Source organism: Slackia heliotrinireducens DSM 20476 (assembly GCF_000023885.1).
In the GTDB taxonomy this organism is placed as follows: Bacteria; Actinomycetota; Coriobacteriia; order Coriobacteriales; family Eggerthellaceae; genus Slackia; species Slackia heliotrinireducens.
In genome coordinates this window covers 2,551,694-2,571,415 of sequence record NC_013165.1, presented here as the reverse complement: position 1 = coordinate 2,571,415, position 19,722 = coordinate 2,551,694, and the positions used below count along the sequence as shown (strand labels likewise).

Annotated in this window: 18 protein-coding genes; 5 read left to right on the top strand and 13 right to left on the bottom strand. The window is 61.7% G+C overall.

All coding sequences use genetic code 11. From position 1 onward, the window contains the following. The first annotated feature begins 76 nt into the window (after positions 1 to 76). A complete protein-coding gene (locus SHEL_RS11370; protein WP_012799426.1) occupies positions 77 to 1,501 on the top strand; it encodes a helix-turn-helix transcriptional regulator in 1,425 nt (474 codons plus the stop codon). Positions 1,502 to 1,765: 264 nt separating this feature from the next. Here SHEL_RS11370 and SHEL_RS11365 read toward each other — a convergent pair whose 3' ends face one another. The 9 genes from SHEL_RS11365 to SHEL_RS11325 form a co-directional block, all read right to left on the bottom strand. Then, on the bottom strand, positions 1,766 to 3,187 hold the full coding sequence (locus SHEL_RS11365; RefSeq protein WP_012799425.1) for an ABC transporter ATP-binding protein: 1,422 nt from the start codon (positions 3,185 to 3,187) through the stop codon (positions 1,766 to 1,768). Then, the gene (locus SHEL_RS11360; RefSeq protein ID WP_012799424.1) at positions 3,184 to 3,906 is read right to left on the bottom strand and encodes an energy-coupling factor transporter transmembrane component T; all 723 of its coding nucleotides are present in this window, start codon (positions 3,904 to 3,906) and stop codon (positions 3,184 to 3,186) included. Before SHEL_RS11360 ends, SHEL_RS11365 begins: the two co-directional genes overlap by 4 nt. Then, the gene (locus SHEL_RS11355; protein WP_012799423.1) at positions 3,906 to 4,490 is read right to left on the bottom strand and encodes an MptD family putative ECF transporter S component; all 585 of its coding nucleotides are present in this window, start codon (positions 4,488 to 4,490) and stop codon (positions 3,906 to 3,908) included. Before SHEL_RS11355 ends, SHEL_RS11360 begins: the two co-directional genes overlap by 1 nt. A 50-nt stretch (positions 4,491 to 4,540) precedes the next feature. Continuing rightward, positions 4,541 to 6,274: an ABC transporter ATP-binding protein gene (locus SHEL_RS11350; RefSeq protein WP_012799422.1), complete on the bottom strand. Its 1,734-nt coding sequence runs from the start codon at positions 6,272 to 6,274 to the stop codon at positions 4,541 to 4,543. Continuing rightward, positions 6,271 to 8,040, bottom strand: coding sequence for an ABC transporter ATP-binding protein (locus SHEL_RS11345; protein ID WP_012799421.1), 1,770 nt, complete (start codon positions 8,038 to 8,040; stop codon positions 6,271 to 6,273). The genes SHEL_RS11350 and SHEL_RS11345 overlap by 4 nt, the downstream gene beginning before the upstream one ends. 81 nt (positions 8,041 to 8,121) lie before the next feature. Next, entirely contained in the window at positions 8,122 to 8,733 is a 612-nt protein-coding gene (locus tag SHEL_RS11340; protein ID WP_012799420.1) for a TetR/AcrR family transcriptional regulator, read from the bottom strand. A gap of 227 nt (positions 8,734 to 8,960) precedes the next feature. Continuing rightward, positions 8,961 to 9,197: a molybdopterin-binding protein gene (locus SHEL_RS11335; RefSeq protein ID WP_232001599.1), complete on the bottom strand. Its 237-nt coding sequence runs from the start codon at positions 9,195 to 9,197 to the stop codon at positions 8,961 to 8,963. Positions 9,198 to 9,229: 32 nt separating this feature from the next. Then, positions 9,230 to 10,030 carry a molybdopterin-dependent oxidoreductase gene (locus SHEL_RS11330; protein ID WP_126513821.1) on the bottom strand — a complete coding sequence of 267 codons (801 nt, stop codon included), beginning with the start codon at positions 10,028 to 10,030 and terminating at the stop codon, positions 9,230 to 9,232. 11 nt (positions 10,031 to 10,041) lie between these two features. Next, complete coding sequence (locus SHEL_RS11325; protein ID WP_012799419.1) at positions 10,042 to 11,607, bottom strand: molybdopterin-dependent oxidoreductase; 1,566 nt, start codon at positions 11,605 to 11,607, stop codon at positions 10,042 to 10,044. A gap of 401 nt (positions 11,608 to 12,008) precedes the next feature. Between SHEL_RS11325 and SHEL_RS11320 the strand changes: the two genes are divergently transcribed. Beyond that, positions 12,009 to 13,583 (top strand): helix-turn-helix transcriptional regulator, encoded by a 1,575-nt coding sequence (locus SHEL_RS11320; protein WP_041422579.1) that lies wholly within the window; start codon positions 12,009 to 12,011, stop codon positions 13,581 to 13,583. A 50-nt stretch (positions 13,584 to 13,633) separates the two neighbouring features. Here SHEL_RS11320 and SHEL_RS11315 read toward each other — a convergent pair whose 3' ends face one another. Together SHEL_RS11315 and SHEL_RS11310 are read right to left on the bottom strand one after the other, a co-directional pair. Beyond that, on the bottom strand, positions 13,634 to 13,936 hold the full coding sequence (locus SHEL_RS11315; protein WP_012799417.1) for a YciI family protein: 303 nt from the start codon (positions 13,934 to 13,936) through the stop codon (positions 13,634 to 13,636). Positions 13,937 to 14,018: 82 nt separating this feature from the next. Further along, complete coding sequence (locus tag SHEL_RS11310; RefSeq protein WP_012799416.1) at positions 14,019 to 15,083, bottom strand: tyrosine-protein phosphatase; 1,065 nt, start codon at positions 15,081 to 15,083, stop codon at positions 14,019 to 14,021. 186 nt (positions 15,084 to 15,269) lie between these two features. Between SHEL_RS11310 and SHEL_RS11305 the strand changes: the two genes are divergently transcribed. The 3 genes from SHEL_RS11305 to SHEL_RS11295 all read left to right on the top strand — a co-directional run bounded on the left by SHEL_RS11305 (position 15,270) and on the right by SHEL_RS11295 (position 18,130). Continuing rightward, a complete protein-coding gene (locus SHEL_RS11305) occupies positions 15,270 to 16,217 on the top strand; it encodes a DUF975 family protein (protein WP_012799415.1) in 948 nt (315 codons plus the stop codon). Between the two features lie 74 nt (positions 16,218 to 16,291). Further along, positions 16,292 to 16,981, top strand: a complete 690-nt coding sequence (locus tag SHEL_RS11300) for a response regulator transcription factor (RefSeq protein ID WP_012799414.1) — start codon at positions 16,292 to 16,294, stop codon at positions 16,979 to 16,981. Positions 16,982 to 16,984: 3 nt separating this feature from the next. Beyond that, entirely contained in the window at positions 16,985 to 18,130 is a 1,146-nt protein-coding gene (locus SHEL_RS11295; RefSeq protein ID WP_012799413.1) for a sensor histidine kinase, read from the top strand. A 73-nt stretch (positions 18,131 to 18,203) separates the two neighbouring features. On the opposite strand, the gene SHEL_RS11290 is transcribed toward SHEL_RS11295, so the two are convergent. Then, positions 18,204 to 18,953, bottom strand: coding sequence for a nitroreductase family protein (locus SHEL_RS11290; RefSeq protein WP_012799412.1), 750 nt, complete (start codon positions 18,951 to 18,953; stop codon positions 18,204 to 18,206). A gap of 227 nt (positions 18,954 to 19,180) precedes the next feature. Next, entirely contained in the window at positions 19,181 to 19,645 is a 465-nt protein-coding gene (locus tag SHEL_RS11285; protein WP_012799411.1) for a VanZ family protein, read from the bottom strand. Positions 19,646 to 19,722: the final 77 nt, after the last annotated feature.

Here is a 19,722-nt window from a genome sequence, read left to right as displayed (position 1 = left end):
GGTACCAGCCTTTGGGAGTGGAATCGGTGTTTTGCGCTACAATGGGGCAATCTGATGCTGGTTTTGGGAGGGTAGCATGACGATTGATCCGAACGGGAAATCTTGGCCGCAGGGCATGCGGACGGGTGATGTGCTGCTGCTGTTCGCGCCTTTCGCCTGGATGGCTGCCGCAACCATGGTTTCCGTCGACGCGTTTTTCGGCGGCAACATCGGACTTGCCGTAGGCTGCCTCGTCGTGGTCGCCGCCCGTTTCCGCTCCGATTGGCTTGGGCGCTCCGGCATCGTCAGCGCCGTGCTCATGGCCATGCCCGCAGCCGCCTTGGCGGTGCCTTCGGGAGCTGTTGTATGGTGGGCGCTCGGCGGCATCGGCGCCTCTTTCGCAACCGTCCGCTCGTTCGAGAGAGTATCGGACGTCGGGCCTGCGGCTGCCGTTGCAACCACCTGCATGACCCTTGCAGCCGTCGAGCTTATGCGGCTGATCCTGACGGCCGCCTGCGGAGCGGCCGGGTTGGCGTCGGATTTCGAAGGGCTGGTTTTGGCCGTCGGCGCCGCCCTATGGCAGGGGGCGTGCGCGGTCGGAAAGCCGTTGCCGGACGAGGCCGGGCCCGAGGCCGATACATCAGGCAGCCGTCCTGCCGCGCAGAATCCGCCTCGGCCGACCGCCTCTTACTTGGCTTGCCTGTGCGTTCCCTTCGCGGTTCTCCTGTTCGCATTCGGATTCACCTATTCGTTCTCGGTGGCGATTCTCGGGCAGAACGCTTCGTCCAGCGTCTTGCTTTCTGCAGTGTGCGGCATCGTCGCCATTGCATTGGTCTACGTGTGGATTACGACGAAGATGGGCGCCTCGGACGTCGGCCACACCGCCGACGTCGTGGTGCTGCTCCTGGCGGCCGTGCTCCTGTTCGCCCTGTTCGTCGACAGGGATTCCAAAGTCGTGCTGCTTGCGGTCATGCAGAGCGCCCGAGTCGTTGCGTTCGCGGTGGTCTGGCTACTGGTGCTGGCGTTCGCCTTGCGCGGAACCTACGATGCGCAGCGGGCGATCGCTGCCGTGCTGATGGCGCTCGGCGTGCTTGTCGCCCTGGGCTTGACCGTGTCCCGCACGCCGGCTGCCGTTGAGTTCCTCGGGGAGTTTCCGCGCGAAGGCGTGTACCTGTTCGTGGGGTGCGAGATTCTGTTATCCGTCTATGGCCTGGTGGAAATGGCTGGATTCTATTTCGAAGACTCGAAGTCGAAGGAGCTGACCCTGGTTCTGGAAACCAGCTTCATCGATAGGCGATGCGAAGAAGTAGGGCGGGCCCACGCCTTGACGGACCGTGAAGTGGAGATCATCAAGCTGCTGTGCTACGGGCGAAGCCGTGCGGCCATCGCGGAAAGCCTGTTCCTGTCCGAAAACACGGTGAAGTGGTATTGCCGCCAGATTTACCAGAAGCTCGACATCCACAAGAAGCAGGAGCTGCTCACCTTGGTCGGTGTGGACGGAGACGGGTGGCAGGGCGCCTGAGGTCGGTTCTGCAAAATCCTAGACCCCTTTGAGGTAGGATACGCGAGTTTTCTATATCCCGCCGTCCGAAAACAGGGTCCGCGAGGCGGTTTTCGGGGTCTTTTGACCTCGAAACGGGGCGGAACGAGGTGTTTTCGGCGTCGGATGGAGGGTGGGCATATAGAAAACTCGCTTATCCTACCTCCGGGGGCTCAGAAATCTGGTAATCGGTTCCTTCGGGGGGTCGGCCTGGTGCCGCCATCGAACGGGATCGGGCCGGCAAGCCTAAAGCACCAACAGGTAATCGGCGGCGGTTTGGATGAGCTCGGCGTCGTGGGTGACCACGATGACGGTCCGGCCTTGTTCGACCAGGCGCCGCAGCAGATCCGCAAAGCGCAGCATATGGTCGAGGCCAAGTCCGCTGGTGGGTTCGTCGAATGCGATTATGGGTCGTCCCGACGCTACGGCGCATGCCACGGCAACGCGCTGCTTCTGTCCGCCCGACAGCGTGAACGGGTCGCGCTGTGCCAGGTCGGCCAAGTCCAGCGACGATAGGATGGAATTGATGCGGTCCGTGCGTTCCTCGTCGGACATCGACGCTGTTTCCGCAGGCGGCAGGCTTATCTCAACCTCTTCGGCCACGCTTTGCGTGAACAGCTGGCAGTTCACGTCCTGACGCACGAGAAAAACGTTGTCGAGTCGGGCTTTGCGGTCCCAGATCTGCCCGTCGAAATGCACGATGCTTCGATCCTTGCGCTCAAGCCCGGTCAGGCAGCGCAGAAACGTGGTCTTGCCGCGTCCGTTTCGTCCGACAACGGCTGTGATCGCGCCTTTCGCCAGGTCGATGCGATTGAAGTCGAGAACGGTCTTCCCTTTGTCGTACCCGAAATGCAAGTCGTCCACAGACCACGCCTCATGACGGCTTGCCTCCAGGTCAAACCGTGGGATATCGACAGCATCGGGGCTGGCCAGAACGGGGGTCCGCAAACCATGGGCACGGCAGCGGCCAGCATCGACGCCCGCGAGCGAAGCTGCATCCAGGACGTCCGTTATGCGGCCGTCGTTCATGATGACCAGCTGCGTCACCTGGTCAAGCACCCATGCGATGCGGTGCTCGGCAATCAGAACGGTTTTCCCGCAGCGCTTCCACTCGGCTATGAGCTGCGCCAACGCCAGCGATGCGTCGTAGTCGAGGTTCGCCGTAGGCTCATCCAGCACAATCACGTCAGGCTGGGCGGCGTTCACGCACGCGCAGGCGATCTTCTGCTTCTCGCCTCCGGACAGGGCAAACAGGCTGCGGTCCATCAGGGGCGCAAGCCCCATGTCGCAGGCCACCTGTTCGACGCGGCCGATGATCTGCGGGGCGGGAATGCCCTGATTTTCCAGGGCGAAGGCAATTTCGCTCGTGGTGTCGGTGGTGTAGAACTGCGTTCGCGGGTTCTGAAACACCGATCCGGTGCGCGACGCCTGATCGTAGAGGGGCGCGTCTGACGGCGCGGTGCCTTCCACCAACACGTGGCCTTCCAGCATCCCCTCGTAAAAGTGCGGGATTAGCCCGTTGACCAGGCGCAGCAGCGTGGATTTCCCACAGCCCGAGGGGCCGCTTACCAAAACGCAGGCACCGCGCGGCACCTGCAGCGACACGTCGGTCAGGCTTGGGGAGCTTTGCCCTTCGTAGGTAAAGGTCACGTGGTCGAAATTGATCATAGCGAAAACCCCCAAGACACGGCGAACGCGACAACCAGCAGAACGGCTACGGCCGCGTCGCCCGCACCGAAGCCTATGCGTGCGATGTCGGTGCGGGCGATTGGCGAACCAAGCCCTCTGACCAGCGCCGATGCGGAAAGCTCGTCCCCGCTGCGGGACGTCACCTCCACCAGCGGCACCAGCCGGTACTCGATGAATTTGCTTATGTTCGACCCTTTGATGCCCCGCATGCGCATGGATTCTCCCAAATCGGCGGCGTTTTCCTTAATGGTGGGGAAGAAGCGGAACATGACCGAGAACGGGATGGTGATTTGCTGCGGCACATGCATGCGGTTCATGGCTGCCGAAAACTCGCTCACCGACGTGGTGGACATGGTGTACGAGCCCATCATCAAACACGGAATCAGCCGGATGAGGACGAACGTGAACACGATCATGACGCTCTCGAAAACCCCGCCTGTACCGGTGAACGCGAACAGGATGTATGCGTTAGACAGTACCAGAAGCCCCAGCATCACGAAGCCGTAGGCGGTGCGCTTGTCCACGAGCATCAGCACGAACGGCAAAGCCGACAGCACAGCCCGGAACTCCGCAAGCCGCGCGCCGCCTACGCCTGCCAGGCAGAACAGGGCCATTAGCACGAGCAACGCAAGCTTCGTGCGCGGGTCCAGCAGTGCTCGGCGCATGCTGAACGTATAGGTATCACCTGATGAGGCCATTATTCCATTCCTGCAGCGGCAAGCTTTTTCGCCAGAACCTTCTTGGCGTACAGCGCGCCCAGAATCGAGAACACCACGATGCAGGCGGCCAGCACGATAAGCATCCACGGCGGCAGCAGCGTGTTGAGGGTCTGCCAGTAGGTGTCGCCGTATTCGGGGCGTGCGGCAACATAGGAATCGTAGTTCAGGAATAGCGGCAGGTAGTTGCCCCACATCCACAGGTTGAACACGGCATACGTCGGCGCAATCTTGCCGATGGAGGTGTATCCTCCGTTCTTCCAAATGAATTCGGCGGCAAGGCCGGTGATGACCGACAGGATAAGCGAGTAGTAGCCCATGCCCGTCAGCAGCATAAGGACGCCCATGATGACCGACGTGATGAGCAGCATGCCGGGTTTGCGCACCTTCGCCAGGTACATGACGAAGGGGATGGCCGCGATGAGCGGCACCAGCACCACGAGCAGCAGCAGCCCGACGGGGATGAGTCCGAGCATCGCCACGACGAACACGCACACGAAGTACAGCGCCGTGTAGATGCCTACGTTGATGAGGTCCTTTCCGTTCAGTTTCCGAGTTGTGTCCATACTTGTTTCCTTTCGTGTCGGATACGGCGCCAAGGGGGTGGCGCCTTCGGTTACAGCTGCCATTGGGAGACCTGCGTGCGGGTCTCCACAAAGCGGCGGTAGATGCCGTCTTCGGCCATGAGCTCGTCGTGGGTGCCGCGCTGCACGATGCGTCCCTGATCCACCACCAGGATCTGGTCGGCGTCCCGCACGGTTTTCAGGCGATGGGCGATCATGATGACGGTCTTGTTGCAGGTAAGCTCCTGGATTGCGTCCATCAGGTCGCGCTCGTTTTCAGGGTCCACGTTGGCCGTGGCTTCATCCAGCACGATGATGGGGGAATCCTTCATGGTGGCCCGCGCGATGGAGATGCGCTGGCGCTCGCCGCCCGAAAGCGACGCGCCGCCTTCGCCGATTACGGTGTCGTAGCCTTGGGGCAGCGCCATGATGAAGTCGTGGCACCGGGCCTTTTTGGCGGCTTCAACCACTTCTGCAAGCGGGGCTTCAGGCTGGCCGAAACGGATGTTGTTCGCCACGGTGTCTTCGAACAGGTACACGTTCTGAAACACGAAGCTGAAGTTGCGCATGAGCGAATCCATGCTGTAGTCCCGAACATCGCGGCCGCCCAGCATCACCTGTCCGCTTCCCACGTCCCAGAAGCGCGAGATGAGGCTTGCCAGCGTGGTCTTGCCGCCGCCCGAAGGCCCGACGAAGGCCGTGGTGGTGCCTTCGGGAATCGTGGCACTGACGTGGTCCAAGATGGTGCGCTGCCCGTAGGAGAAGCTGACGTCGCGCACTTCGATGTCGTGGCTTTGCGGATGGATGTCCTCGCCGTCGATGTCCATGGGCTCGATGGCCAGCACCTCGTTGGCACGGTCCACACTCACGTCCACGATGCGCAGCAGGCCGGAGTACTGCCCGGCCGATTCCAGGCTGCCGTACACCATGAACGCCGAGACGATCATGAGGATGCACACCAGCAGGCTCATGCTGCCGTTCAGGTAGAACCAGACGGAAAGCAGGCTCATGGCCACGCCGGTCAGCTTGGTGATGCTGTTCTGGGCCGCCATGAGCGGCACCAGCTCAAGCTCCATCTGCGTGTTCGCGCCGGCGTTCTTCTCGATGGCCTGGTTCAGACGCTCGGTCCGGTCCTTCGTGAAGCCGAAGGACTTCACCTCCTGCATGCCCTGCACGTATTCGAGCACCGTGTCCACAAGCTCCGTGTCGGTTGCCACCTTGATAGGGCTCAAACGCTCGGACCTCTTCTGCAACGCATGGTTGACCAGGAAGAACACGATGCAGCCGGCCACAAGCACCAAACCGATGCGCCAGTCGAAGACAAGCAGCATGACAGCGATGATGGCTGTGGTCAGGATGCCTTCGCTGACCAGCATGATCACGCGGGTGGCCACGCCCTGCAGGTTCTCCATGGTGTTGGTGGTGACCGATGCGATGGCGCCCAGGCTGCTGGAGTTGAAGTAACCCATGGGCAGGTATCGCATGTGCTCGGCGATTTCGATGCGCTTTTCGGTGGAGGTGCCGTATCCGCCCTGCACCTGCAGGTTCGTGGCGAGGCCGCGCAGGATTCCTTCGCCGGCGACGCCGAACACCATGATGGCGAAGCTTCCCAGGATGTGGACGCGGGTCAGCCCGTCGTCAAGCATCCCCGACAGCACGAGTGCGATGGCGGGAATGGACATGGCGCGGCAGAACGACATGAGCACGCCGATGACCAGGGCCTTGTAGAATTTGCTGCGGTAATGTTGGGGGCAGAACGCGAAGAACTTCCGGATGACGCCGATCATGCCGCATCGCCTCCTTCCGTCAGGTGGCCTTTGACCGAGGTGTGGGCCTCCCACATGCGGGCGTACAGGCCGTTTTCGGCAAGAAGCTGGTCGTGGGTGCCCTCTTCGGCCACGTGTCCGCCATCGATGACCACGATGTGCTGGGCGCCTTGGATGGTGGACAGGCGGTGCGCGATGACGATGAGGGTCTTGCCCTGGACCAGGCGGGCCACGGACTGCTCGATGACGGCCTCGTTTTCGGGGTCGGTGTAGGCGGTGGCTTCGTCCAGAATCACGACGGGCGCGTCCTTCAGCATGGCGCGCGCGATGGAGATGCGCTGGCGCTCGCCGCCGGACAGCCGCTCGCCGCCGCTGCCCACCACGGTGTCGTAGCCGTTTTCAAGACTGCAGATGAACTCGTGGCAACCCGCCGCGCGGGCGATGTTCTCCACGTCCTGGTCGGTGGCGCCGGGCCTGCCCATGCGGATGTTCTCGCGCACGGTGTCGTTGAACAGGTAGCTGTTCTGGGATACGAAGGATACGCGGCGGTTGTAGTCCTCGGAGCTGATGTCGCGGATGTCCGCGCCGCCCAGGCGCACGGTGCCGCCCTGCACGTCCCACAGCCCGTCGATCAGGCGTGCCACGGTTGACTTGCCGCTGCCGGAGGGGCCGACGAGCGCGGTGGTTTCGCCTTCGCGGGCTGTGAAGCTGATGCCGTGGAGCACCTCTTCGTCCTTGTATCCGAAACGGACGTCCTCAAGGGTGACGGTGTTGTCGGCGACGGTCGCCTGGGTTTGGGCGGGCCGCACCTGTTCGGGCGCGTCGATGATGGAGGTGACCTCGCCCATGACCACGTCGAGGGCGGCCAGGTCGTCGGAGTAGGAGAGTATGGTGATGACGGGGGTGATGAGCCCCAACGACAGCACGATGCACATGATGAAGGTTTCGGGGGCCAGGCTGCCGTTGCTGACGAAGAAGGCGCCCACGGGCAGCACCGCAAGCAGCGTTGCCGGCATGACCGACATGGCCAGCGAGAAGTACACGTTGCAGCGCGACATCCAGCTTACGTAGGTCTCGGCGGCGGCTTTGGCGGCGTCGACGAACTTGGCGTAGGAGCTTTGGGTCTTGCCGAACACCTTGATGACCTCGATGCCGTGGATGTATTCCACGGCGGTGTCGTTCAGGGCCTTCGTCGCGTCGACCGCCCGCTGGTTGTTCACGTCGTAATCCTTGAACATGCCCGCCATGCAGACGAGGCCCAGCGGCAAGGTTGCAAGCGATACCAGGGCAAGGCGCCAGTCCAGCGCAAGCATGCACGCGAAAATGAGGATCGGCGCCAGCAGGTTGCTGGTGAACTCGGGAATGACGTGGGCCAAGGTGGTTTCGATGCTGTCGATGCGTTCGACGAGCACGTTCTTCAACCCGCCCGATGAGCGTCCGGTCACATCGCCCAAGGGCATGCGTGCGAGCTTGTCGCAGGCCCGTTTGCGCATGGCGCCCAATACGTAGAACGTCGCCTTGTGGGACGCGCTGGTCGAAAGCGCGTGGAACACGGCGGCTGCCATCCACAGCGCGGCGATCAGGGCGAATTGGCGCCCATACAACGAGAGGTCCTTCACGCCGGCGAACAGTTCGCTTACCACCTGGGCCATTACCAGGTAGGGCGCCACTATGCACAGCACCTTGCAGACGGCCAGGACCACGCTGGCGATGTAGTCCTTGCGCCGGATGCCGGCGAATTCGAACACCCATGACCAGGTGGACCGCTTCTTCTCCTGTCCTTTCAAAACTCTCTGCCTCCCTTCATAAGTTATCAGACGGTCTCGTTTGATAACTCACACCAAAAGAAAAGCCCCTTCGCAGGGGGCTTAGATTCCAAGTATTTCCCGCCATCCTGGCAGGAAGAACCGTTCTATCGCTTCGTAGTACCGCATCGCATCCTCCTCGGGGTAGTCGTGCGCGATGGGCTCGAACAGCGCCGTGATGTATGCGCTCATGAGCATGTGCAGCGTTTCGTCGCTGGGCTCTTTTACGGGGTAGCCTTTCTTCTTCAGCCAGACCAAGCCCCGCGAAAGGTCCTTCTGCTGCTGTTCGACCAGGTCGTGGATGAAATCCTCATGGGCCGTGCCTTGCGAGCGGCAGAGCAGGAGCTTGAATGCCGTGCGGTTCGGAAACACCACGTCCCGCATCATGTCGACCTCCGAACGGGAGGCGGCCTCTTCCGCTTTGTCGACCTCGATATCGGCATACGCGCGGGACATGTGGTCGTCCATCCATTCGTTGATCGCTTGAAGGCCCGGTTCCACCAGGGATGCGAAGATCTCCTCTTTGTTTTCGAAGTGGCGGTACAGCGCGGCGCTGGTGAGCCCAGCCCTCTGGCCGATGCTGCGGATGGAGGCGCGGTCGAAGCCGCGCTCCAGGAATTCCTCCTGAGCTGCGGCGAGTATCTTCTCTCGGCTGATGCTTCCGTCGCGCGGCATGGTTCTCCTTGTTTGTTATCAGTGGTAACAAACAAGGATATTAGCCATACCTAACTTTTATGTCAAGGGTCGCTTGCGACGTGGCGGCGAAGGGGGATTGCGGTATCGCCGTCCGCACAGCACGCAGGAAGCCGGTCCCATGCAGGTGGGACCGGCTTCCTTGTAGGGGCTTTCCCAAGCGTCTTGGTTGGAGGGGACGCCTGAGGAAAGGGTCGGAAATTGAGGCCTTACACGGCTTCGAACTGGAGCACAGCGGGCGTAGGGCTTGCTTCACCTCGGTCGTTTACGCTTCTGACCTGGACGAAGTACGATCCGGCTTCCTCGGGTGTGAACTCGAGCTCCCATCGGACCCAACGCTCGCTGGTGGCGCCTTCCACAGGGTAGCGCGTCCAGTGCTCGCCGTCGTCCATGGAGAACTCCACGGCCACAATCGTGCGGTCGTAATCGCTCGCATATCCCTGCAAGCGGAGAGGTTGTCCTACGCGCTGCACCATGGTTACCCCGCAAGTTCGACGCTGACGTTGGGCCTGTTGACGTAGTCCATCTCGCCGGGCTCGAAGGTAGGCGCCTCCGGTGCCTGGTCGCGGGCCTCGAAGGAGACCTCCACGACGTCGCGGGTGAAGTACTTGCCGGCGGAGGATTCGATCCACAGCTGGTTCGTGCCGCCCACGGAAGCGGACAGGTCTTCGTCGTTGATGTCGTAAACCACCAGTGCGCCATGGCCGATGACATAGTCAAGCGGCAGGGCGGACTCCATGCCGTCGGAGGCCTTGAACACCACGGTGTTCACTTCGGGGGCGATGCCGGCCTGCTTGATGAGCGAGGTCACGGGGATGCCCTGGACGCTGGCGTTGACGATGGCGTCGCCGCCCGGCATGTTGTTCGTGCAGGTGCAGGTCATGATGGTCTGCTTGGAGTCGGTCTCGGAGAGCTCCTCGAGCGTCGCCGTGAACGAGTTCTGCACGTCGCCGGTGATGGACAGCTGCCAGTCGCCGATGGACGCCGGCTCGCACTCGTCGGCCGGGCGGGCGCCGCACAGGCTTGCTACCTGACGGTTGAAGATGCCGGAGATGTCGGCGTTGGAGGACAGGGTGTCCTGGTTGTAGCTGAAGGTGCCTTGCACGGATTCGACCTTGACAAGCTTACCCTGTGCCTGGTTGGCGTCGGGGGTCTCGACGGCCCATGCCGTGTCGGCGTTGTCGGATGCGGCCACCACGCCGTAGACGGTTCCGCAGGAGGCCAGCACCATGGCAGCGCTGATGCCCAAGCTGCCGGCTCGTTTCATAGTGTTGTTCATGAATTCCACCTCTACTCCGTCACGGTAACGATGATGCTGCCGTCGATGTTGCTCAGGTATCCGTCGTCATTCACGCCGCGCACCTTGATGATGTGGGTGCCGGCCGTGTCGGGCGTCCAGCTGAAGTTGAAGGTGACCCACTGGTACGGGTCGTAGTCTTCGGGAACATCGAAGGTGGTCCAGGTGGCGCCAAGGTCGGTGGAGAACTCGATCTTGTCGAGCGGGGCGACCGACGTTGCGAGCGCATAGGCGTAGCCAGTCAGTTCGACCGTATCGCCGAGCTTGTACTCAAGACCGTCGTTCTGGAACCATGCGGCAGACACTGCGGGCAGCACGTCGCCGGGGACGTTCTGGTACAGGGCGCCGACCAGGTCCATGGCTTCTTCGTTGGTGAAGTCGATGGTCTTGATGAACTTGCAGTTCGGGCCGCCGGGCGCGCCGGGGACGATCACGACCATGGGGCCGCCGTACTCGTAGGGCATGTCTTCGCCGTTGATCTTCAGGGCGACCATAGCGTTGTCGTAGTTGCTGATGGGCCATGCGATGTTGGCGCACTCCCAGTCATCCCAGCCGGTCACGCGGACGCCGGTGACGCCCTCCTCAAGACCGCCGCAGGCCTCGATGATGTCGCTCAGCATGACGCCTTCGTATTCGGCGTTGTAGATGTTGTGGCCTGCGCTGCCGGCAACGGCGCACTGCAGCGTGGCACGCTGGGTGGTCTGCGGCATGGCCTGCAGGTCTTCAAGACTGAACTCGCGCGGTTCGTTCACGCCCGACACCGTGAAGGTGTGGGTCGGGTCGTACAGGAAGTCCGGGCCGTAGGTCGGGTGGTTGAGGGCCACGAACGCGTCCTCCAGGTCGGAGAGGTCCTGGCTCATCTCCACGTTGATTTCGGGCTGCTCGGTGGCTGCGACGTCGGTCACATAGCCGGAGTCATGGCCGTTAAGGCGCAGGAACTCGCGGGTCAGCGGATAATCGCTGGCATCGGGGAAGCCGCCCAGGGCGCCTTCGTACATGACCTGCTCCCACAGCACCCAGTCGGTGTTGCCGATTTCGGTGATGCCGGGCGCGTCGTTGATAGCGTGGCAGCTCCAGCAGTTGCCGCCGAGCTCCTCGGTGAATCCAACGTTGCTGTAGTGGGCGTTATGGATGGCGTCGGCGAAATAGTTGCCGTAGTCTGCCGAATGAACGTCATGGCAGCTGAGGCAGCCGTCCAAAATGGTGACGTTGCGGTCGTTGGCATAGCCGACCTTCGGCACCGGGTGGTCCGCCGGCAGACCTGCGCCTTCGATTACGGACGTCAGGCTCTCGTGGCAGGAGTTGCATCCCCTGTTGCCCGCGTTCAAGAAGTTCTTGTTCCAAGCGGTATCGGGGTACATTCCCGTATCGCTTTCGGTGAAGACGGAGAATCCCGCCTCCTTGTAGTCGATGCCGGCAGCAGCGTTCGTTTCGCTCGGTTCGGCTGTTTGAGGTGTTCCGCATGCCGCAACAGCAAGCAGGCAAACGGCAGCCGCGACAATGGCGAACAAGACGCCGATCTTCCTGCGCCGCGGAGCATTGCCTTCCTTCTTCAGCATGTTCCAACCCCCTTTCTTGCAGAGTTGCAATACCTTCCTACTGCCCGTCTAGGCGGGCAGCCTTCTCGCTTCCTTGCGCCGGTGGTCGGCTTGCGACGTCGTTGGGAGCGCCCTACCTCCTTGGTACATCGCCTACCCAACTACGTTGGCAAGGGCTGATTGCAGCATGACCTGTAAGAAATGGTGGGGGAACACCCATCGTTTGGTGAATCGGGGTTTTTACCAACCTACCAATAATTGGTTAGGGACTTTTCAGTGTGATTTCGGCATAATTCGAATAAACGGAGGGGTCCGTATCGACAGATTTTGGTTATGTGTAAGGAAGCGGATCGATCATCGTGTCCCAAGGAACTGAATCGAAACAGGCACGGGGCGTCTCTGCCGGCGCCCAGGAATCGCGAGTGCCTTTTCTTGTTTTGGCGATCGCCGCCGGATTGTTCATGGCATGGTGGACGTCGTTCCATGAGGTCGCATGCGGCTGCATGACCGTGCGCCACACATTACCGACGCCTTATGTATATGCAAGCTGCTACGCCTACCCGGTCGGGTGCATCGCCGGCGCGGTGGTGCTTCGCAATTTGAACCGGGCGGGATTTCTCCACGCTTCGAAGAGGGCCCTTGTGGGGCTGCCGCTTATCGGCACCGTGCTGAGCGCGCTCTTCTGCGCGGCCCTTGTGTTGGAATCCTATGCGATTGCTGCAGCCCTTCAAGCCGCTGCGAACACTGTGGCGGTCATCATCTTCGCATATCTCATGTCGTCGCTTACCGCGCTGCCGAAGCATCAGGTGATGCAGGTGCTGGGTGCATGCGGAATCGGGTTTCTCGTTTTCGATAATGCTGTGCTGCCGATGCTTATGCACGTGCAGAACGGCGTGTTCCTGACTTCGTTGGCACAGGCTGCGCTGATTGCTTGTTGTGCAGGTTGCATAGCGTATCTGATCCGTTGCGACGAGTCGAAAAAGACAGTCAGGGCGATCGGTATCGAGCTGGCCGACGGCGAACGTTTCGCATGGGCGTTGCAGCTGGGGGCAAAGGCGGAAGGCGGTGCCGACGGGGGATCGCCGGTGAAGCTGCGTGCCAGGGCGGATGCTGACGCCGTGTCCGATGGGCAATCGTTTGTAAGGGAGAGCTGCTTCATTCCTTGGAGGCTTGCAGGGCATGTTGTGGCGTATTGCCTGATTTTCGGCATGATGCACGTGGAGGCAAGCAGCCTGCTGGGCGAGTACTACGACCGCAGCCCCGCTTACGCAACGGGAACGTTGGCTGCGCTGGTGTTCTTCTGGGTTGTGTTCATGCACAGGGATTCCGAGAGTTCCATCTGGGTGAAGGTCCGAAACGTCGTGTTTCCCCTCACCATGGTGGGTTACCTGTTGCTGCCGCAACTCAACACCATCAATCCGTACGTGGCTGTGGCCGCCATCAACTGCGCCATGGTCTTCTACGATTTCATTATCGCCTTGGCCATCCTGCGGATTTCACGGGAATCGTACGTATCCGTCGCAGCGCTGGTCGCGCCTGCGATGCTGCTGAAGTCGATCGGTTTTCTGGTCGGCAGCATCATCGCTCAGGCCCAGCTCATGGTGCTGCCCTATGATGCGCTGCAGACGCCGTACGTGAGCGTGGCCATATTCCTGCTGCTCATCGCGGCCACGTTCTGGGTCGGCGACGACCGTACCGCCAAGAAGATCTGGGGCATGCGGGTGGAGATGACGCCGAAGAAGTTCGCCCAGGAGGAGATGCGCCGCAAGTGCGAGCACGCCGTCGTGAGCTATCAGCTCACGCCGCGCGAGTCCGAGGTTCTGGCGCTGCTTATGGAGGGCAAACGCCCCAAAGCCATCAGCGACGAGCTTGTCATCAGCATCAACACCGTGCGTCTGCACGTGAAGGGCATCTACGCGAAGATGGGCGTGCATTCCCGCGAGGAGCTGGAGGCCCTAATCGGGGGAATTTCCGCCAACGAAGGCGCGAAGAACTGACGGCCGAACGCCGGAACCAAGAACCTATATATAAGTAAGGCGCCGCGGGATTATGCGTCGATGGCGTTGGCGAACAGCACGTTGCAGGTTTCGACTTTGATGTCTTCCCAGGCGCCGCCGGTCACGTAGGGCTCGCTGGCCAGGTATTCGTCCAGCTGTTCGCGCGATTCGAAATCCATGAGCAGCACCGACCCGATCAGTTTCCCTTCGGCGTTCGTGAGGCCGCCTGCGGAAATGACATGGCCGGCCTCGTTCAGCTTGCGGATGTTCTCCAGGTGCTGCGGACGCACGCTCATGCGGCGGTCCAGGGCGCCTTCGTCGGTGCCGTCGTACGCGAGAATCATGAAGTGCATGGTCGACCTTCCTCTTGCGGACTTGTGCTGTATGCCGCCATTGTACGCTTCCGCATGTGAATTGCGGTAGCCATCTGGGAAATCATCGGCCCAAGAGGCGCGCGAGATTCTCTCGGTGGCGCGGTGTGAGGCGAAGTCCTTGCGTGATGTAGGCGTCGAAGGTGCCGTAGGCCGAAGTGGCCTCGTCGAAGAACGCTTCCAGGTAGGCGGGCCGCGCTTCGAGAAACGACATGAGGATGGCCAGTTCGTTCTTAGTCATGCCTGCCGAGAGCGCTTCGGCCTCGGCGGCGATGTCCTGTGCGTGAATCACGTTGGTGGCCAGGTATTCCTCCATAACCGTATCCGTGTCGAAGCCGGCGGCGCGTAGGATGGTCGCGCACATGACTCCGGTTCGGTCCTTTCCGTTCACGCAGTGCATGAGCGCCGGCACCCCTTCGTCGGCGATGCCTCGCAGTGCTGCTCCGATCAGGGGGTATTCCAAAGCGAACCGGCGGTAGTTGCGAATCATGCGCTCTTCGGGAGCGCCGTACTTGCCGATGACGCCCGCCACCAAACGGCCCGAGGCGTTCTTGCGTCGGCGCTCGGTGGAAGGCTCCAAGGCCACGGTCTTGGTGGCGATGGGGTAGGGCTGGGGCCGGCTTGCCGTCTCGAATTGGTTCCGGATGTCGTAAATGGAGCGTATGCCCAGTTCATGCACGAGCGCATAGAGCTCTTCGGGGGCCGCTGCGTGCAGATCGCCCGAACGGAACAGCTTCGCGTTTTCGAGCGTGCCGCCGGCGATGGGGCGCGCATGGAACGACCCGAAGGTTTCGGCTTCTTGGGCAACCTGTGGGGACAGGCTCGTCCGAGGTACTTCTTGACCTGCGGATGCATTTGCTTCGACCACCTCGAAAGCGAAGGATGTGGTCACGTGCGAAAGCTCGCCAGCGCCGTTGACCGTGCGGGCATGCATCAGATACACCCCCGCCTGCTGCGGCGTGTAGACGAACCGCCAGCTCACGCCCACGTCGCGCACAGCGCCGTCCGTGGGATACTCGGTCCAGGTGACGCCTCCGTCCAGAGACAGTTGCACTGCGGCGATGGCGTTTTCGAAATCGTCGGCATAGCCCACCAGCTCGATGGGCTCGTTGATGCGATGCGGTGGCATGTTCGGTATGGATTTCATAGGTTGCAGTGTAGCATGCTCGGCGGCCGGCGAGAGCAGCGTGTCGGTGCGGACTGGTTTCGGCTTTAAGGAAACTGAAAGGTTCGGGCACGGGTCCAGAAAGGTTCGGGGCGTAATCTTTCAACCATCGAAAGAGCAAATGACAACCGACCTTAAAGGAGGATCGTTATGTGGACCAGGAAAGAATTGAAGGAAAAGGGCAAATGGGCCCTGAAGCAGAACTATTGGAAAGCCGTGCTGGTCGGGTTGCTGCTGATGGCGATTTCCGGCAGCTTGTTCGGCGGCCCCGCACCTGGAGGCTCGCCGATCGATGATGACAATTACACCATCGAGACCGAAGCCGACAGCGTATCCGTCGTCGATACCGAAAACGACCTTGCCTACGAGATCTACACCGATTCGCCCATGGCGGGCCCCGAAGTCGCCGTTCTCGCCGCTAGCTTCGGCCTCGTGCTCTTGCTGGTGTTCGCAGTCCTCCTGGTGATGAGCTTCTTTATCTTCAACCCGCTCATGGTGGGTGTCCAGAGGTTCTTCCTGCGCGATTTGAACCAGCGGGCCCTGGTCAAAGAGGTTGCCTACGGTTTTGACAACAATTACCGCGAGAATGTGAAGACCATGTTCTTCCGTGACCTGTTCATCTTCCTGTGGAGCCTGCTGCTCATCATCCCCGGCATCGTCAAGTCGTATGAGTACCGTATGATTCCGTACCTGCTTGCCGACGATCCCACCATGACCAAGGACGTCGCGTTCGCCGAGAGCAAGCGCATGATGACCGGCCAGAAGTGGAACGCCTTCGTGCTCGACCTGTCCTTCATCGGCTGGTGCATCCTGTCCATCTTCACGCTGGGCATCCTGAGCATCTTCTACGTGGCTCCCTACCAGGCGCACACGAACGCGGCCCTGTACGAGAAGCTCCGCTACGGCATGCCCGCACCTGAGAGCGTTGCCGCCGCGCCCCAGCCGGCAGCCGCCGATCCGACCGCTGCCGCTGCCGCGCCGGTGTTCGTTCCCGCAGCTCAGCCTCCGGTGCCTTCCTTCGCAGCTACCGACGCACCGGTGGCAACCCAGGCCGAAAACGGCGAAAGCCCCGTTGCGCCCGACGGTCCGCAAGCGTAACATCGAACCATACGAACGTGATGCGTCTGCGATGCTTCGGCGTCGCAGACGCTTTGCCATGGAGAGCAGGGGATATGCCGTATACGATTCTTGTCGCCGATGACGAGCGGGACATCCGCAGCGTGCTGCGCCTGTATCTGGAGGATGCGGGTTACAACGTGGTCGAGGCCGCCGACGGCAAGCAGGCGCTGGATGTGCTGCTCACGCAACCCGTCGACGTGTGCCTGCTCGACATCATGATGCCCGAAATGGACGGCTACCAGGTGCTCAAGCGCCTGCGCGAGACCAGCGACGTGCCCGTTATCGTCGTGAGCGCCAAGGGCCAGGACCCGGAGAAGATCCTGGGCCTCAACCTGGGTGCGGACGACTACATGGTTAAACCCTTCAACCCGCTGGAGGCGGTGGCCCGGGTGAACACCAACATCCGCCGCTTGAAGGGCATGGCCGCCGCGCAGCCGAAGCGCCCCGCGAAGGTGCTGCGCTGCCGGAATCTGGAGCTTGACCAGGAGGCCTGCGCGCTCACGTGCAACGGCGAGCCGGTGGAGCTCACGTCGGTCGAGTACCGCATCATGGCCATGTTCATGCAGCATCCCGGCCGCGTGTTCACCAAGCAGCAGATTTACGAATGCGGCTGGGACGAGGATTACGTTGCCGCGGAGAACAGCGTCATGGTGTGCATGAGCCGCCTGCGATCGAAGCTCGGCGACGACGGCCAGGAAGCCATCAAGACCATCCGCGGCCTCGGATACCGTTTGGAGAAATAGACGATGTTCGGCAAGCGTGCGAAAACACCCGACCGCTCGGCGACCGATGCCGAGCTTTCCACGGCGAAGGGCAGAAACGACCTGGTGTTCTACCTGGTGAGCCGTTTCATCGTTGTGCTGCTGTGCGTCGTGGCGGCCGAATCGTTTGTGGCGTGGGCGGAAAATGCGGTGCTGGCCCCCGTGTTGACGGGGCTGTTGGAAGGATCGGCCGACACGGCTCCGCAGGACACCACATCGGCCATTGCGTTGCTGGGCTGGCTGTTCAACCTGTTCTCATCCATCGCCCAGGCGCGGTACGCCCAAGTGGCTTCGATGGCTTCGCAATCGTTGGCGGTGGTGTTCGCCATCCTGCTTTTGGCGCTGCTGGCCGTTCCGCTGTTCGCAGGCGCCCTGGTGTTCTCGCGTCTGGTCGTGCGCAAGGTTGGGGAGCTTCAGGCACGACGTGAGGAGGAGCTGGCCCTCCTCGAGCAGCGCCGCAGCCGGTTCATGACCGATGTGGCCCATGACCTGCGCACGCCCGTGATGGCCATCTCGGGGATGGTGCACGCGATGCGTGACGGGCTGGTGCACGATACGGCCATGCAGGACGAGTACCTGCAGGCGATCTGCGACAAGTCCGACAAGCTGGGCAACCTTGTGAGCTCGGTTTTCGACTACGCCAAGCTGGGCGGAGGCACGTTCGAGCTGCACCAAGAGCCCGTCGATTTGCCGCAACTTCTGCTGAACGAGGCGGCAGCGGCCTATACCGATGTGGAGGAGGCCGGCATGGAGTTCTCCATCCACGTGCCGGAGGACCGATGCGTGGTCCAAGCCGATCCCGTGCAGCTTGCGCGCGTGGTCGCGAACCTGATAACCAATGCGGTGCGTCATAACGGGCCCGGCACCGAGGTCTCCCTTATTCTGGTGCAGCAGGGCGGCATCGCCTTCGTCATGGTGGCGGACACCGGCGAGCCGATCATGGAGGATCCGGAAACGCTGTTCGAGCCCTTCACCCAGGGCGACTCCTCACGCTCGAAATCGGGCGGCAGCGGCCTGGGGCTTTCGATCTGCAAGCGCATAATGGACATGCATGGCTTCGACCTAGGGGTATCGCAACCCTACGGTCGTTTCACCAAGGCATTCGTGCTCCAGTGCCCCGTCGAGGGGTAGCGGGCGAGGGGCGCACACGGCTGCCCCGAGTCAAATCGAATACACTTGCACCCGAAAACAGTGACTGCAAACGCTATGCCAGGAGGAACCGGCCGCCGTCGCCCCATTCCCAGGCACCGGCTATGCCTGAGTTTCCTGCGGCGAGCTGGAAATGAAGCTTGGCGATGCCCAGGTCCGTCAGCTCCAACCCGGACTTGATGGTGGGGACAGTGGCCCGCACCACCCCGTCTGCATCGATCTCGAACACGACGGGCTGCTCGTTGACGGCGGAAGGTCCCAGGATAACGCTTTCGATGGCGTCTTTTATCCAGGCGGGTGCATCGTCCCAGTTCACACCCTTAAGCATAGCCCCGGGCTTCTTATCACGCTTGCGCAGGGCGGCGCGGACGGTGCGTTGCTTCAGAGGCGTTTTCTCAGCGGCGTATCCCAAGGGGATGATGTCGTGCAGCACATCGCCTTCACGCGCTTCGAATTTCGCAGCGGAGCGGTCGAAGGTGCCGGCCACCCAGCACGTTCCCAGCCCCAGCTGCGTGGCCAGGAGCACCAGGCATTCGCCGAAGTATCCGACCTGCTCTTTGCCCAGGTCGGTGTCGGGGCCTACGAGGGCTGCGAACCATGGGGCCGTTCCCGCGAACATCTGCTGCGACAGGCTGAATGCAGGCGAGCCGTCTTCGAGCGCGCCGTAGAGCTGGAAGTTCAGATCGTTGTCGTCGTTGATGACCTGGATTTCGTTCTGCAACGCTTGTATGACGGCATCCGGGATGGACTTGTCGGAGTAAGCACGGCAGGAAAAGCGTTCTTCGATGGCCTCCATGGTCTTCATTGGATCCTCGCTCTCACGCGTCACATATAGGGAATGACATATGACAGTTTACTCCAATCGAGACAGAGTTCTTCGAGTGCGCCACTACAGTGTAATATCTTTCATAAGGTGTCGGCTGCGTCATGTTGCACGTGTCGCGCCCGTCGCAGCGACGGTTTTCGGACGGATTGGCGGGAGTCAAAGGCCACGGGTGGGCCGGGCGTGCCTGTATGCACCGCACGCCCAGGTCATCGGCGCTTAAGCAGCCAGCTTCTGGTGGCGAAGGCACCGATACCCGCGGCCACGGTGTCGACAAGCCAATCGGCGGGGTCGCAGGCGCGGTCGGGGACGAACAGCTGGTGGAACTCGTCGGTCACACCGTAGCACGACGCGATGATCAGGGCATACACCCAAGCCCGCTGCAACGGCATGTGCCAGCGCAAGGCGTTGCACAGCGCCGTGCCGAACAGCAGGTACTCCGTGAAATGCCCGATGGGGGAGACGTCCACCTCGTGCCCCGCAAGCTGCGCCGCCACGGAGGCGAGCCAATCCTTCACGACGGACAGAATGCCCGTGCCGTCGTCGAGGTCGTCGCCCGTCTGGGCGCTGGCGGCGAATATGGCAATCGCCACTGCCGCGACGGCGATCCACGACAGCACCACCACCCAGGTGGCGGGTGCAGTGCGTTTGGGTATGTCGTCGGGCCGATGCATAGTCTGTGATTGTAGCAAAATCGTCGCAGTTTGGCGTCAAGCGGCCTTCTTTCGGGTACCATGGTTCAATCAATGAT